The organism is Bacillus hominis, assembly GCF_018332515.1.
GTDB lineage: Bacteria > Bacillota > Bacilli > Bacillales > Bacillaceae_G > Bacillus_A > Bacillus_A hominis.
The window spans coordinates 1-14,777 of the sequence record NZ_BOQD01000071.1 but is presented as its reverse complement, the minus strand read 5'-3'; the positions used below and the strand labels follow the sequence as shown (position 1 = coordinate 14,777).

22 protein-coding genes and 1 pseudogene are annotated in these 14,777 nt (G+C 36.3%); 16 read left to right on the top strand and 7 right to left on the bottom strand.

The annotated features are described in order from the left end of the window. The coding region (locus KI356_RS08760; protein ID WP_212935266.1) for a DUF1048 domain-containing protein at positions 1-627 on the bottom strand (627 nt) is incomplete at its 3' end. A 5-nt stretch (positions 628-632) separates the two neighbouring features. Further along, positions 633-950, bottom strand: a complete 318-nt coding sequence (locus tag KI356_RS08755) for a PadR family transcriptional regulator (RefSeq protein WP_002122469.1) — start codon at positions 948-950, stop codon at positions 633-635. 156 nt (positions 951-1,106) lie between these two features. Here KI356_RS08755 and splB point away from each other — a divergent pair, with 156 nt between their 5' ends. The 3 genes from splB (at position 1,107) to KI356_RS08740 (ending at position 3,406) form a co-directional block, all read left to right on the top strand. Next, a complete protein-coding gene (gene splB / locus KI356_RS08750; RefSeq protein WP_369009428.1) occupies positions 1,107-2,132 on the top strand; it encodes a spore photoproduct lyase in 1,026 nt (341 codons plus the stop codon). 144 nt (positions 2,133-2,276) lie between these two features. Then, positions 2,277-2,705 carry a transcriptional regulator MntR gene (mntR, locus tag KI356_RS08745; protein ID WP_128280968.1) on the top strand — a complete coding sequence of 143 codons (429 nt, stop codon included), beginning with the start codon at positions 2,277-2,279 and terminating at the stop codon, positions 2,703-2,705. Positions 2,706-2,758: 53 nt separating this feature from the next. Then, the gene (locus KI356_RS08740; RefSeq protein ID WP_212935264.1) at positions 2,759-3,406 is read left to right on the top strand and encodes an HAD family hydrolase; all 648 of its coding nucleotides are present in this window, start codon (positions 2,759-2,761) and stop codon (positions 3,404-3,406) included. An 81-nt stretch (positions 3,407-3,487) separates the two neighbouring features. On the opposite strand, the gene KI356_RS08735 is transcribed toward KI356_RS08740, so the two are convergent. Together KI356_RS08735 and KI356_RS08730 are read right to left on the bottom strand one after the other, a co-directional pair. After that, a complete protein-coding gene (locus tag KI356_RS08735) occupies positions 3,488-3,889 on the bottom strand; it encodes an SA1362 family protein (protein ID WP_002122462.1) in 402 nt (133 codons plus the stop codon). A gap of 82 nt (positions 3,890-3,971) precedes the next feature. Beyond that, positions 3,972-4,889, bottom strand: coding sequence for a DUF1385 domain-containing protein (locus KI356_RS08730; protein ID WP_128280970.1), 918 nt, complete (start codon positions 4,887-4,889; stop codon positions 3,972-3,974). A gap of 244 nt (positions 4,890-5,133) precedes the next feature. On the opposite strand from KI356_RS08730, the gene KI356_RS08725 reads away from it, so the two are divergent. The 4 genes from KI356_RS08725 to efp are packed head-to-tail and all read left to right on the top strand — an operon-like array spanning position 5,134 to position 7,760. Beyond that, complete coding sequence (locus KI356_RS08725) at positions 5,134-5,619, top strand: YqhR family membrane protein (RefSeq protein ID WP_212935263.1); 486 nt, start codon at positions 5,134-5,136, stop codon at positions 5,617-5,619. 55 nt (positions 5,620-5,674) lie between these two features. Next, complete coding sequence (gene aroQ, locus KI356_RS08720; protein WP_212935262.1) at positions 5,675-6,115, top strand: type II 3-dehydroquinate dehydratase; 441 nt, start codon at positions 5,675-5,677, stop codon at positions 6,113-6,115. A 4-nt stretch (positions 6,116-6,119) separates the two neighbouring features. After that, entirely contained in the window at positions 6,120-7,181 is a 1,062-nt protein-coding gene (gene pepQ, locus KI356_RS08715; RefSeq protein ID WP_212935261.1) for a Xaa-Pro dipeptidase, read from the top strand. Positions 7,182-7,202: 21 nt separating this feature from the next. Then, entirely contained in the window at positions 7,203-7,760 is a 558-nt protein-coding gene (gene efp, locus KI356_RS08710; protein WP_000626521.1) for an elongation factor P, read from the top strand. A gap of 35 nt (positions 7,761-7,795) precedes the next feature. On the opposite strand, the gene KI356_RS08705 is transcribed toward efp, so the two are convergent. Both KI356_RS08705 and KI356_RS08700 read right to left on the bottom strand, forming a co-directional pair. Further along, complete coding sequence (locus KI356_RS08705) at positions 7,796-8,116, bottom strand: hypothetical protein (protein ID WP_128280973.1); 321 nt, start codon at positions 8,114-8,116, stop codon at positions 7,796-7,798. After that, positions 8,097-8,675, bottom strand: a complete 579-nt coding sequence (locus KI356_RS08700) for a GNAT family N-acetyltransferase (RefSeq protein ID WP_212935260.1) — start codon at positions 8,673-8,675, stop codon at positions 8,097-8,099. The genes KI356_RS08705 and KI356_RS08700 overlap by 20 nt, the downstream gene beginning before the upstream one ends. A gap of 191 nt (positions 8,676-8,866) precedes the next feature. Here KI356_RS08700 and KI356_RS08695 point away from each other — a divergent pair, with 191 nt between their 5' ends. The 9 genes and pseudogenes from KI356_RS08695 (at position 8,867) to KI356_RS08655 (ending at position 14,387) form a co-directional block, all read left to right on the top strand. Beyond that, positions 8,867-9,148: a YqhV family protein gene (locus KI356_RS08695; protein WP_000816054.1), complete on the top strand. Its 282-nt coding sequence runs from the start codon at positions 8,867-8,869 to the stop codon at positions 9,146-9,148. Positions 9,149-9,175: 27 nt separating this feature from the next. Beyond that, on the top strand, positions 9,176-10,102 hold the full coding sequence (gene spoIIIAA / locus KI356_RS08690) for a stage III sporulation protein AA (protein ID WP_128280975.1): 927 nt from the start codon (positions 9,176-9,178) through the stop codon (positions 10,100-10,102). Further along, positions 10,096-10,611, top strand: a complete 516-nt coding sequence (gene spoIIIAB / locus KI356_RS08685; RefSeq protein WP_002122444.1) for a stage III sporulation protein SpoIIIAB — start codon at positions 10,096-10,098, stop codon at positions 10,609-10,611. Before spoIIIAA ends, spoIIIAB begins: the two co-directional genes overlap by 7 nt. Positions 10,612-10,625: 14 nt before the next feature. Next, the gene (gene spoIIIAC / locus KI356_RS08680; protein WP_000020914.1) at positions 10,626-10,829 is read left to right on the top strand and encodes a stage III sporulation protein AC; all 204 of its coding nucleotides are present in this window, start codon (positions 10,626-10,628) and stop codon (positions 10,827-10,829) included. Between the two features lie 23 nt (positions 10,830-10,852). Then, positions 10,853-11,236, top strand: coding sequence for a stage III sporulation protein AD (gene spoIIIAD / locus KI356_RS08675; protein ID WP_128280976.1), 384 nt, complete (start codon positions 10,853-10,855; stop codon positions 11,234-11,236). 10 nt (positions 11,237-11,246) lie between these two features. Next, positions 11,247-12,419, top strand: coding sequence for a stage III sporulation protein AE (spoIIIAE, locus tag KI356_RS08670; RefSeq protein ID WP_088059978.1), 1,173 nt, complete (start codon positions 11,247-11,249; stop codon positions 12,417-12,419). A gap of 12 nt (positions 12,420-12,431) precedes the next feature. Further along, a pseudogene (gene spoIIIAF / locus KI356_RS08665) lies at positions 12,432-13,063 on the top strand (stage III sporulation protein AF). Then, positions 13,053-13,715 (top strand): stage III sporulation protein AG, encoded by a 663-nt coding sequence (gene spoIIIAG, locus KI356_RS08660; RefSeq protein WP_002122435.1) that lies wholly within the window; start codon positions 13,053-13,055, stop codon positions 13,713-13,715. Before spoIIIAF ends, spoIIIAG begins: the two are co-directional and overlap by 11 nt. A gap of 15 nt (positions 13,716-13,730) precedes the next feature. Continuing rightward, positions 13,731-14,387 (top strand): SpoIIIAH-like family protein, encoded by a 657-nt coding sequence (locus tag KI356_RS08655; RefSeq protein WP_212935258.1) that lies wholly within the window; start codon positions 13,731-13,733, stop codon positions 14,385-14,387. Positions 14,388-14,451: 64 nt separating this feature from the next. Here KI356_RS08655 and KI356_RS08650 read toward each other — a convergent pair whose 3' ends face one another. Next, positions 14,452-14,649 (bottom strand): DNA recombination protein RecO, encoded by a 198-nt coding sequence (locus KI356_RS08650; protein ID WP_128280978.1) that lies wholly within the window; start codon positions 14,647-14,649, stop codon positions 14,452-14,454. Between the last annotated feature and the right edge of the window lie 128 nt (positions 14,650-14,777).

Sequence of the window (14,777 nt, the reverse complement as noted above, 5' to 3'; positions counted from 1 at the left end):
TAGGATAGCGATTAAGGCGTTTTGCCAAAATGTTAGATGATAAATGAGATAAGGTTGTTTTTTAAAATAAACATGCAAAAATATAGATGCGCAAAATGGAGTAGCAAACGTAAATCCAAATAGAATTCTTCTTTTCCAATTTATTTTTTGATCAAAGGAGTAACGCTTTAATAAATATAAAATAAGCAGTATTCCTAGAATAATGAGTGAAACAGACAAAATAGTTCCAGGGATACTAAAAGCTGGGGTGAATTGTTCTGTATTCTTTCCAAAAGTTAAAATAAAAAATGAAACAATTGCATCTATTCCAAACTGTATAGCAAGAAGTAAGCTAATAACAAAGCCGATTAAAGAAGTTTTTTCTAACTTAGTTGGAGCTGGTAAAGCTGATATAAGTTCATCGCAATAAGACTGTAAATCATCTCCAAAGATGTCATAAGCATTTTTATTTTCTGCTTGTGCTTCGATGAGATGATCTAATATTTCTAGTAACAGTTCCTCCATTTGTTGCTCGGGTACGTTTGATATTCGAAGATATACTAACATATCACCATAAGCTCCTTCGTTTTCAGGTGTTAAGAGTTCTCGTTTTTTGTTGTTTAATTCAACCATGTCTTTTGCCTTCATCCCTATCACTCCCCTTGTAATAAGTTATTTACCGTCGTTGAAACCATTCCCCAGCTTTTTTTAAATTCTTCAAGTTGTTCTAATCCCTTATTAGTTACATGATAATATTTTCGCTTCGGTCCAAGAGAGGAAGCCTTTAATGTACCTTCAATAAGTTTCTCTTTTTGCATGCGTAACAATAAAGGGTATATACTTCCTTCACTTACAAATGTAAAGCCATGTTTATTTAGTTTCGTACTTAGTTCATATCCATACACTTCCTCTTGGGAAATGATATATAAGATACATCCTTCGAGTACGCCTTTTAACATTTGACTATGCATGATTTCACCACCTTTTGTTCAGGTAACTTGCCTTGCAAGGTAGCTGTCACCCAAATTATAACATTCAGTAACTTGCAACGCAAGTTACTGAAGTGGAAAACTTTAATCTGTGTTAATTTTTCTTTGCTTCCCATACTAACGAGAGGAGGGAAGCGTATGAAACCGTTTATGCCAAAACTCGTTTACTTTGAACCGAGGGCACTCGAATATCCGCTTGGAAAAGAGCTTTATGAGAAGTTTACGAAGATGGGATTAGAAATTCGTGAAACGACATCACACAACCAAATTAGAAATTTTCCAGGCGAAAATGATTTGCAAAAGTATCGTAATGCAAAGGCAACGCTTGTCGTTGGGGTGAGGAAGACGTTAAAGTTTGATACGTCAAAACCGTCAGCTGAATATGCAATCCCGCTTGCAACAGGCTGTATGGGACATTGTCATTATTGTTATTTACAAACGACACTTGGAAGTAAACCTTACGTGAGGGTGTATGTGAATTTAGATGAAATATTCGAGAAGGCAAAGCAATACATGGATGAAAGGGTACCTGAAATAACAAGATTTGAAGCGGCGTGTACATCAGACATCGTTGGAATTGATCATTTAACACATGCATTAAAGCGGGCGATAGAGTTTATCGGAGAAAGTGAACATGGACGTTTACGTTTCGTTACGAAATATTCGCACGTCGATCATTTATTAGATGCTAGGCATAATGGGAAAACACGTTTTCGATTTAGTATTAATTCACGTTATGTGATTAAAAATTTTGAACCAGGAACATCGCCATTTGAAGAACGAATTGAGGCTGCTCGTAAAGTAGCGGGGGCTAATTATCCGCTTGGCTTTATAGTTGCGCCAATTTATATGCATGAAGGGTGGAAAGAAGGATACCGTGAATTATTTGAGCGCTTGTACAATGCGTTGAAAGATATGACGATACCGAATTTAACGTTCGAATTAATCCAACATCGCTTTACGAAACCAGCCAAAAAAGTCATTCAAGAGCGTTATCCGAATACGAAACTTGAAATGGACGAAGAGCAGCGGAAATATAAATGGGGACGATACGGGATTGGGAAATACATATATCAAAAGGGTGATGCAGAAGCATTGGAAGAAACAATAAGAGGTTATATATATGAGTATTTTCCTGATGCAGAAATTCAATATTTTACATAAGGAGAATCTTTATGTGAATATGGATTCTTTTTTGTTTTATGTATTTAGGCTCGTTTCCACCTTGTCACGTTATTCTTTCTGGTGTATCATTTTATTGATTGCTTCGTACGGAATAAGCAAAATGAAATTGGATGGAGGAAACCGATGCCTACCCCGAGTATGGAAGATTATATTGAACAAATTTATTTGTTGATTGATGAAAAGGGTTATGCCCGCGTATCTGATATTGCTGAAGCGCTTAGTGTACATCCATCCTCTGTAACAAAAATGGTACAAAAATTAGACAAAGACGAATATCTAATTTATGAAAAATATAGAGGGCTTGTATTAACATCAAAAGGTAAAAAAATCGGAGAACGTCTCGTATATCGTCATGAATTGTTAGAGCAGTTTATGCGTATTATTGGTGTGGATGAAAGCAAAATTTATAATGATGTAGAAGGAATTGAACATCATTTAAGTTGGGAAGCGATTGATCGCATCGGTGATTTAGTACAATACTTCGAGCAAGATGAAGTTCGAGTTGAAACACTTCGTGGTGTTCAAAAAGTAAATGAAAAGAAAAGTAATTAGGGGGAACGTGTGGCGTTTCCTTTTTTATTTAAATTGAAAAGGACGGGAGAATAATGAAAGCAATTATTTTTGATTTTGATGGATTAATTGTGGACACAGAAACAATATGGTTTCACTCTTTCCGAGATGCTGTTCGTGAATACGGCGGCGAGTTACCTTTAGAGGAATTTGCGAAATGTATTGGAACGACAGATGAAGTGCTTTATGCATATTTAAAAGAGCAATTAAAAGAACAATTTAACGAGCATGCATTAAAGGAAAAAGTAACAACTTTACATAAAGAGAAAATGAAAATACCAAAAGCGCGTGACGGGGTAAAAGAATATTTAGCAGAAGCGAAAGAACTTGGATTGAAAATCGCATTAGCCTCTAGTTCATCTAGGGAGTGGGTCATTCGTTTTTTAGAAGAGCTACAAATTAGGGATTATTTTGAAGTGATTAAAACGAAAGAAGATGTAGAGAAGGTAAAACCAGATCCAGCTCTTTATAAAGTTGCGATAGAAGAATTAGGAATTGAACTGTCAGAAGCTGTTGTATTTGAAGATTCATTAAATGGATTGAAAGCAGCGGTTGCAGCAGGATTAAAATGTGTCGTCGTGCCTAATGATGTGACAAGAAATTTGCAATTTGAAAACCATCACCTTCGTATCGAAAGTATGAAAGAAAAAAGTTTGAAAGAAGTGTTTCAACATATAAAGTGAAACTTTAATCAGTAGGGGTTTTTCTCATCTGCCACTGATTATTAGCCCCGTACCAACTGGGATAAAAAAAGACCGTATTTCCTAAAAGGAAGCACGGTCTTTCTTTTTGTTTTTTTTACCTTCAATGACAGTTAAATGAGATTGTTTTCTTTTTCTTTTCAACGATGGAGAATTACCCTTTTTCCCCTTGTCATCAGAAGCACTTCGTTTCAAGAAAGAATTGCTTAGGGGTGCTACATTTTGTTTCCCGTGTTTGCGGTTCGATTGTTTCGCTGCGCGCTTATATGAGCTTTGCGAATTTGCAGAACCACTAGAATTTGTAAACATCTTGTATAGCAAATAAAAGATACCGACAACAAGTAACATGTACCCGATATTTCTTAATACACCCATGGGATTTGTAATAACAGATGAAACAAGGCCGAATATTGCTAATCCGATAATAAGCACAAATATAGCGAATGTAAACGAACGACCGTTCATAAGGGACACCTCCTAAAAACATATATTAAAATTAGTATATTAACGATGAGGAAAGGAGTTGAACACCATTTTTAAATAATTATTATTTGTTTTCTAAACGTAATAATTCTTCAAACGATGCGATTGCAACTTCCGCTTGATCATCTGTTGGTTCTTTCGTTGTTAATAGTTGCAGCCATAATCCTGGATATCCAAGTACTCGTAAAACAGGGACATCTCGTAATCGATTGGTAAATTGTAATACTTCAAAAGAAATACCGAGAACAACTGGAATTAATAAAATTCGGTTTACTACCCTTGCCCAAAGCGGATCTGTAGGGACGAGGAAATAGACAAACATTCCAATAATGACCGTAAATATAATAAAGCTACTGCCACAGCGATAATGGAGGCGAGTTTGCTTTTGAACATTTTCTACAGTCAGTGGAAGATTATTTTCATAAGCATTGATTACTTTATGTTCCGCACCGTGGTACTGAAATACCCGCTTAATAAGTGGGGTTAAAGAAATGAAGTATATATAGCTCAATAATAGCATGAGCTTAATGACACTTTCGACAATGATTTGCCCTGTATGAGATGGGAAAATCGGTCTCGTTAATTCAGCTAAAAGTGCAGGAACTGCTGTGAAAATTACTTTACCGAATATGAACGATAAAACGCCAACTGCTGCAACTCCTAGTACCATCGTTAATTTTGATTGTTCTTCTTTTTTATTTGCAAATTGTTCATCTTCTTCTGGGTGGACATCAAATCGTTCTGAAGCAAAGTTTAAATGTTTCGCTCCATTCGCACTTGCATCCACAATAGCGGCAATACCTCGTAAAAATGGAATTTTCTTTAGTAGAGACAATGTTTTATTACGAGCGCGTGGTAAACGATAAAATTCAATTGATTTATCTTTACGGCGAACCGCTGTAACAGTATATTCTCTACCGCCAAACATAACTCCTTCTATGACTGCCTGCCCGCCATATATTTGTTTTGACTCTTCTGCCATGTTAACACCAACCTGTATTTGTTTCTCTCTTATGTAGAAAAAGAGGCAATTGTCATACTTGGTTCTGTCATCTTGAAATAAGACAATCACCGAGTTTCTTTTATTTTATAGACAAATATAGGCAGATGACAAGGAAAAATGTTACGAGAGTCGGACATTTCTTATTCTTTTTATAGACAAATTTTGCAGGATTTAAACATGCTTCAAAATAGTTTCGGGCATACTATTGAGCGGAGGTGTCAATGTGAATCAAGAACAATCAACAATAAGAAATTTTGTACAAATTGGTTTGTTTGGTGGCTTATTTTGGGGAGGTATATGGTATTTCCTTCATATATTCTCATTTACAGAAGCTGGCCCTAACTATTTACTTTTACCGTTTGCATTTGGAGATTGGAAAGAAGGGGTTTGGGGAAATGTACTAGGTATCGTTTGTATGGGACTTCTTTCAATTTTAGTGGCATTTCTCTATAGAGCTCTTTTTAAAAAATTTGAAGGAGTATTACCTGGCGTACTATATGGTTTGTTTTGGTGGGCATTATTATTTTTTGGAATGGGGCTAATGGCACCTGTTATTAAAAGTGCACTCCATTTACCGAAAGAAACAATTGTAACGACAGTATGTATCTTTATATTATATGGTGTTTTTATTTCGTATTCTGTAGCATTCGAATCTAATAATACAAATAGAGGAGAAGGGATCGAGAAGACAAACTATTCAAATAAGTGATTCCTATGTTAAAATGTCGTATAGACATTCTTTAATATTAAGGAGTTTTAAGAAAATGAAAAAGTTACTCCTCGTAAACGGCCCTAACCTAAATCGCCTTGGCGTTAGGGAAGTAAATGTATACGGAAAAGGAACGTTAGCGACGCTTGAAACAGATATGAAACAAGAAGCAGAGAAAATGGGAGTGGAGTTAGAATGTTTTCAATCGAATCATGAAGGAGCTATTATTGATATTATTCATGAGGCTGATGACATATATGAAGGAATCATTCTAAATCCGGGTGCATTTACGCATTATAGCTATGCGATTCGAGATGCAATTGCGAGCATTTCGATTCCTGTTATTGAAATACATATTTCTAACATTCACCAGCGTGAATCGTTCCGTCACGAATCTGTGACGGCGGCTGTTTGTGCGGGACAAATTGTTGGATTTGGTTTTTATGGCTATAAGTTAGCGTTATTTGCATTAATGGAGAAATTAAGGGAGGCATAAAGTAATGGAGAAAATCGAAAGATTAAGAAGCGCATTTGTTGAGGCTGGTATTGACGGTATTTTGTTAACAAATGAACATAGTCGTAGATACATGGCTAACTTCACTGGAACAGCTGGTGTTGTACTTATTTCAAAAGAGCATGCTCAATTTATTACGGATTTTCGTTATGTAGAGCAAGCTAGTAAACAAGCTGTTGGATATGAAATTGTACAGCATGCAGGATTAATTCTTGATGAAGTTGCGAAACAAGTTAAAGAACTTGGAATTCAAAAGCTTGGCTTTGAGCAAGATACTCTTACATATAGCTCTTACGTAACGCATAATGAAGCGATCGAAGCCGAATTTATCCCGACTTCTGGGCTTGTAGAAAAGTTACGCTTGATAAAGACTGATTCAGAGATTAAGATATTAAAGGAAGCTGCACAGATTGCAGATGCTGCCTTTGAGCATATTCTATCATTCATTCGCCCGGGAGTATCTGAAATTGAAGTGTCAAATGAACTTGAATTTTTCATGAGAAAACAAGGAGCAACATCTTCTTCGTTTGATATTATCGTTGCTTCAGGTCTTCGTTCGGCATTACCGCACGGCGTGGCATCTGAAAAAGTGATAGAAAAAGGAGATTTCGTTACATTAGACTTCGGCGCTTATTACACAGGATATTGCTCTGATATTACTCGTACGATTGCAGTCGGTGAGCCATCTGATAAATTAAAAGAAATTTATAATATCGTTTTAGAAGCACAACTACGTGGTGTGAACGGTATTAAAGCTGGTTTAACGGGCCGTGAGGCTGATGCATTAACGCGTGATTACATAACGGAAAAAGGATATGGTGAATACTTCGGACACTCTACTGGTCATGGAATTGGTCTTGAAATCCATGAAGCACCAGGTTTAGCGTTCCGTTCTGATACAGTACTTGAACCAGGTATGGCTGTAACAGTAGAACCAGGTATTTATATTCCAGGTGTTGGCGGAGTACGTATTGAAGATGATATCATTGTAACAAGTGAAGGTAATGAAGTAATAACGAAATCACCAAAAGAACTTATTATTTTGTAATACACAGGAGGATTTTTTTACATGATTTCAGTAAACGATTTTCGTACAGGTTTAACAATCTCAGTGGACAATGCCCTTTGGCAAGTAATGGATTTCCAACACGTAAAGCCAGGTAAAGGTGCTGCATTCGTTCGCTCTAAACTACGTAACCTTCGCACAGGATCTGTTCAAGAGAAAACATTCCGTGCAGGTGAAAAAGTAGAAAAAGCACACATCGAAAACCGTCGTATGCAATACTTATACGCGAGTGGTGAGTCTCACGTATTTATGGATAACGGAACTTATGAGCAAATCGAACTTGGCGAAAACCAAATCGAGCGCGAACTTAAATTCCTAAAAGAAAACATGGAAGTATCTATTATGACATATCAAGATGAAGTACTTGGTGTTGAACTTCCGAACACAGTTGAATTAAAAGTGTCAGAAACAGAGCCTGGTATTAAAGGTGACACAGCTTCTAACGTAACAAAACCAGCTACATTAGAAACTGGTCTTGTTGTACAAGTACCAATCTTCATTAACGAAGGCGAAATGCTTATCATCAACACTGGTGAAGGTAAATACGTTTCTCGCGCATAGTAGAAAAGCACTCGTGATTATCACGAGTGCTTTTTTTATAGGAAGTAGGGAAGATAGTAAATTGCGGTTATAACAAAACTAACTAAGACAAGTGAAAGAGTACCCGTGATATATGGAGTGAAAATGATTTGAAATGGTTTTATTTCACCAGTCTCAACACCAGTTAATGTCTTACTTACTGCGTGATCTGTAATATTGTTTCTATGGTTACTCATAATAATTAACCACGTAATTGCAAATATGGCTAAGCTTCCAAGGAAAAAACTCTCCATAAAGGACCAAGAGACCATCTTGGAAAAAAGATAAATAATGGCTAATTCTACTATAATTGTTAAACTAATTTTTAATACCTTCATATTTTCCCCCCTCATTTTGTACGTCCAGCCAATTTAAAAAATTCTTGCATGATACGACATGTAGTGAGCAAGGTGACTTTACTTCTTCCTCAAGTGCAGTATGTTCGCCTGGAAACTTGTTTTCCACATGCAATGAAATATAAGGTAGTTTCTCTTGTGCTTTTAAAGAACGAATGTTAGTTGTTTTAGCACCAGCGAATACGTATGTAAGTTGCAAGTCTAAAAAGGCGATTTTAAAGATTTCTTTTTTAGCAGCTTCGTTATAGCCTTTTCCCCAGTATGGATAACCAAGCCAACTCCCAATGTGAGATTTCTTCTTTTCATAATTAATATGTTTAAGCGTGGTGAGGCCGATTATTTCATTCTCTTCATTTACAATCACTCTCGATAAAGATTTTTTTTGGCGTTCTTCTTCTATTGCAAAAAGAAGGAACGCCTTCGTGTCTTCGATTTTCTCTACCTTTATTCCTAATGCATTTTTCACATGTGGATCACTTGATAGCTCGAAAATCCTATTTGCATATCGTAAATCGAGTGGTAATAAAGTAACATGCTGCATCCTCTATTCCCCTTTTTATTAAATATACCATAAAACACCATTATATTAATAAGAATATTCAGATTTTAATAAAGTCGATAGAGAAAAATTATGTTTTTACTTCTGAAATAGACAACCTCTGCATATGGTTGTACAAATATATTCTTTTTGAGCATACGGCACTAGTAACCGTTATGGGAGAAGGTGGGAGAATGAAACAGTGGCTAGCGGCAATGGAAACATCCGTGCTTGTTATGGGGTTACTTCGGTTGTTTTCAGGTAGCGCGGAAATATTCGCCGCTTTGCTTATGCTTTACGTGAATGATGCGAAGAAAGCATTGTTTATAAATGGTATGTTGGCGTTTGTTGGACCGACCGTATTAATTTTAACAATGACAATTGGCATAGCGAGTGTAGCAAGTGAGATTTCTTTCTTGAAACTCTTTTTTCTAGCACTTGGAATTGGCTGCATTTTTATCGCGTTGTTGAAATAGTAAGTCGAGTATAGTGGGGAGAAGCTTATGAAAGAAGTATTAGAGGTTTTACCGAAAACGATGAAACAGTTAGTTGAAGGTTGTAAGCAATACGATGTTCTAGAGGAAATTCGTGTTCGAATTGGAAGGCCACTAGAGTGTATCGCACATGGAGAAGTGTTTTTTTATGACTATATCGCTACAGCGGAAGATGCAATCCATTTATTGAATAAATTAAGTCAATTTTCAATTTATACGATGGAAGAGGAATTGAAACGTGGATATGTGACACTACGAGGAGGACATAGAATTGGCCTAGCTGGAAAAGTCATTACAGAAAAAAGTGCAGTGAAAATGATTCGGGATGTCTCTTCTTTTAATATTCGTATTGCCCGTCAAAAAATAGGGATTGCTGAGCCGCTTCTGCCATATCTTTATGAATCACGATGGTTAAATACGATGGTAATTGGCCCACCGCAAACGGGTAAAACAACACTTTTAAGAGATGTAGCACGCTGTATGAGCCAAGGTGTAAGTGCTTCGAAAATTCCTTCATGTAAAGTGGGGATTGTTGATGAACGATCAGAAATTGCGGGCTGTGTGAAAGGAATCCCGCAATATGACTTTGGCGTGCGAGTAGATGTATTAGACGCTTGTCCAAAAGCTGAAGGAATGATGATGATGATTCGTTCTATGAGCCCAGACATATTAATCGTAGATGAAATTGGACGTAAAGAAGATAGTGAAGCGATTATGGAGGCGGTGCATGCAGGCGTTCAGCTTTTTATAAGTGCACACGGATTTTCTTATGATGATGTTGTGAAACGTCCATCGCTGCAGGCGGTGCTGGAACTTGGTGTATTTGATAGGTTTGTGGAATTGTCAAAAGCGAGAGGGCCAGGAACAGTTATGCAAGTGAAAGATAGAGATGGAAAACCAGTATTACCCGATAGAAAGGCTCAAGGCGTATGGTGAAAATATTTGGTGCGGTATTAATAGTTGCGGTCAGCACCTTTTTCGGATTTTCATACGCTAAACGATATAGTGAGAGACCGCGGCAACTTAGATTATTAAAAGCGGCATTGCAATCATTAGAAGCGGAAATTATGTATGGGCACACGCCTTTATCTGAAGCGGCTGAGCGATTGGTTAAACAAATGCCGAAGCCATTAAATTGGATATTTCAAAGCTTTGCGAGGCGTCTAGAGAACGGGGAACAAACAGTTAGAGAGGCTTGGATCGATAGTTTGAAAGAGAACTGGACATTAACGGCGTTTAAACAAACCGAGTATGAAATACTGCAACAATTTGGTGAAACACTTGGACAACATGATCGTGAATCACAACAAAAACATATTCGGTTATGTATTACACATTTGGAGAGAGAAGAAGGAGAAGCAAAAGCTTTACAACTACAATACGAAAAAATGATAAAGAGTTTAGGAGTGCTAGCAGGGCTACTTATCGTAATTTTACTGCTATAGGGGGGAGAAAGGCGATGTCCATTGATGTTGGATTAATATTTCAAATCGCCGGAATCGGCATTGTGTTAGCTTTCATTCATACCGTACTAAAAGAATTAAAGCGAGAGGATATTGCAAATTGGGTTATCCTTGTCGGTTTTGTCGTTATTTTGTTTCATGTTGCATTTTTAATTAATACTCTGTTCGACAAGATTAAAAGTGTCTTTCTCTTCCAGTAAAGGAGGCGGTTCGAATCGAAATTATACAAATTGTCGGATTAGGCCTCGTTGCTACGTTTTTAGCCGCTGTTTTAAATCAGCATAAATCTAGTATTACATCGTTATTTATTGTGTTCGTTGGTAGCATGATGTTTCTTCTCTTAATCGATCAAATTCATTCTATTTTACAAATGATTGAGAGAGTGGCGAGTGAAGCAAAGGTTAGCAACGTATATGTAGAAACATTATTGAAAATTATAGGGATTGCTTATATCGCTGAGTTTGGTGCGCAAATTACAAAAGATGCTGGTCAAGGTGCAATCGCCTCGAAAATTGAATTAGCTGGAAAAATTTTGATTCTCGTTATGGCAATTCCCATTTTGACGGTTGTAATTGAAACAATTCTCGGATTTTTACCTACGGGATAAGGGGGAGTGAATGTTGAGGAAGTTCGGAGCTAAGCTGCTATTTGCTTGCTTCCTTTTCTTTTCTTTACCGATTGTTGTACAAGCTTCTCCTATAGAAACAAACGTCGTTGATCAACAATTGGATAAGCTCGGAATTGAAGATGTGAAGCAATTTTGGGACGGGCTTGTTACAAAGTACGGAGGCTATTTACCAGAGAGTCAAAAAGGAAGCTTTATGGAGTTTGTAAAGGGAGAAAAAGAGTTCTCCATAAAAGAGTGGATGATAGGTCTATTAAAATATTTATTTCACGAGCTTGTTGCAAATGGAAAGTTACTTGGAACGCTCATTATGCTCACAATTTTTAGTGCATTGTTGCAATCACTGCAATCTTCCTTTTCAAAGAGTAGCGTAAGCAAAATCGCTGATGCAGTCGTATACATGGTACTTATTATTTTCGCGTTAAATAGTTTTTATGTCGTCATGACATATGCAAGAGAGACGATACAAACAATGGTAGATTTCATACTAGCGTTATTACCAATTTTACTTGCACTCATAGCAACAGGCGGCGGTGTTGTTTCTGTGTCATTCTTTCATCCAATCATCATTTTTTTAATGAATACGAGTGGGCTTCTTATGAATTATATCGTTCTACCACTTTTATTACTTGCAACTATATTAAGTATTGTAAGTACGATGAGTGATCAATATAAAGTTACGAAATTGTCCAAGCTTTTGCAAAACGTTAGTGTAGGGATTATTGGTATCTTTTTGACGATTTTTTTAGGCGTATTATCTGTACAGGGAACAGCATCAGCCGTTGCTGATGGTATAGCTGTGAAAACGGCTAAATTTGTAACAGGAAACTTCATTCCTGTAGTAGGAAGGATGTTTACTGAGGCGGCGGATACTGTTATTAGTGCATCTGGATTATTAAAAAACACGGTCGGAATTATCGGGCTCGTTATTTTATGCTTAATTGTCGCTTTCCCGGCGATTCAAATTTTTTGTATCGCGTTTATTTATAAATTCGCAGCAGCAGTATTGCAACCAGTTGGCGGAGGAGCAATTATTCAATGTTTAGATATCATTGGACGGAGCATCATTTACGTATTTGCTTGCTTAGCTATCGTATCATTTATGTTCTTTTTAAGTATCACAATTATTATTGCTGCCGGGAACATTACTCTCATGATGCGGTAGGAGGTGAAGAGTGTGCAATTTGTTACAGAGTGGATTAGAAATATTATCGTTTTTTTACTCTTAGCGACAATGCTTCATCTTATTCTTCCAAATTCAAATTTGCAAAAGTACGTTAAATTCGTTGTAAGTCTATTGTTAGTCGTATTAATTTTAACGCCTCTATTTAAGTTGTTACAAACAGATGTAAATGAAGTTATTGCTAATTTCAATGAAGAAAAGTACGTAGCAGAAGGATCTGTAAAAAATTCGATAGATTCGAAGAAAAAAGAAATACAAGCTCTAACACGTGCATATAGTTTAGAAGAGATGGCTACCAAAATGAAAAAAGAAGTAGGAAAAGAGTTTGAGAAAAAATATGGTATGACAGTCTCTGAAATACAAATAGTCGCAGCGGAAAGTGCAGAAGAAGTAAAATCAGCGAAAGATATTCAATCTGTTGTTGTGACGCTGAAAGAAACAGAACGCAGTAAAAATGACGCAATCGAAACAGTAAAGCCAATTGAAATTAACACGAAAGAGCCTCCAAAAAAAGTAAAAGAAACGAATGTAGAAATGAAAAATTTCTTTTCAAGCAGGTGGCAACTAGAGGGTAAACAAATCCAAGTTCAAATGGAAGGGGGACAGGTAGAGTAAATGGACAATAAAGATAAAAATTCGAAGTTCTCATTTTTTCGAAACTTATTGAATGGGGATGAAAAAGAAAGCAATGAAAAGGGGAAAAAGGTAACACCTAAGTTTTTACTTGTCCTACTCATACTTGGGATTTTGCTTATGTTTTCTAGTAATTTCTTTGCAGGTAAAAAAGAAGAAGTACCTGTATTTAAAGAACAAAAAACTCAAAATCAAGAAAAAGACGTACCAACTTTCGGGCAAAAAAGTAACGATAGTATGTCAAATGTAGAAAAATATGAAAAAGCGTATGAACAAGAATTGAAAGCTTCGTTAGAAGAGATAGCCGGAGTAAAAGATGTAACTATTAAAGTGAACTTAGATTCATCTGAAGAAAAAATACTCGAGAAAAATACAGTAACACGTTCACAAACGACAGGTGAAACTGATAAAGCAGGCGGTAAAAGGGAAGTAGAAGACGAGTCTCTTGATGAAAAGACCGTCATTATACGTGAAGGTGATAAAGAAACTCCAATTGTTTTGCGAACAGAGAAACCGAAAGTACGAGGTGTTCTTGTCGTAGCAAAGGGAGTGGATAATATACAAATAAAAGCAATGGTAAAAGAAGCCGTGATAAGGCTACTAGATGTACCAGCTCATCGCGTTTCAGTATCACCGAAAAAATGATAGGGAGGAAATAAAGTGTTAAAAAAACAAACGGTTTGGCTATTAACGATGTTAAGTTTAGTGGTTGTACTATCTGTTTATTATGTAACAACTCCTGATAAAACGAATACAGCAGCACCAACAACAGGTGAAAAAATTGGGCAAGAAAAGCAAGGTACTGACAACGCAGTTACAAAAGAAACAACGAAAGAACCTACAAATAAAGAGACAACAAAAGAAAGTACAAGCAAGGAAACTACAAATAAAGAAACAGACAAAAAAGAAAATGATAAAAAAGAAACAAGTAAAAAAGAGGCTAGCGTATCAGTTCAATCAAGTGATGAGAATTTCACAGCTTTACGTATGCAAATGGAAGATCAGCGTAGTGTAGAGAAAGAAAAGTTACAAAATGTAATGAAGTCATCAAAATCTTCAGCAGAAGAAAAGAGTAAAGCGAAAGATAACCTTGATGCAATCACTACAATGGAAACGAAGCAACAATTACTTGAGACAGTGATTAAATCTCAAGGTGGATATAAAGATGCTCTTGTAAGAGCTGATGGAACGGACATTAAAGTAACAGTTAAATCGGCAAAGCATTCACAAAAAGAAGCGAATAAAATTATTCAGCTCGTAAGAAGTGAAGGTGGCTCTAAAGATGTAGGTGTGAAATTTGATCCATCAGTAAAATAAAGGGGCATATTAATTATAATAGGTGCTTTTGCCTCAAGTTAGATAAAAGAATAATAGAAAAAAGCTATCGTTTTCGATAGCTTTTTTTCATTTCATCTTTGCAGTTGTATTTAGTATTTTCAATTGGAAACGGGGAAATACGCTGTGAGTAAAAGATTAATGGTTCGTGATGATGGTGATTACTTTTTCCGGATTTGACGTGGATGAAGAGGACAAATGCCCAAATCACTACGGCAGGCAAGAACAGGATGAGCCATATCATATGTCCGCACCTCACTACAATAAATTTTCTACACTTTGAATATACTATTCTTTTATGAAGGAAGAATGAACGGCGCGTAAACAAAAAAATAATATTTGGTAAAAATATGTTTTTTCACTGTAGATAAA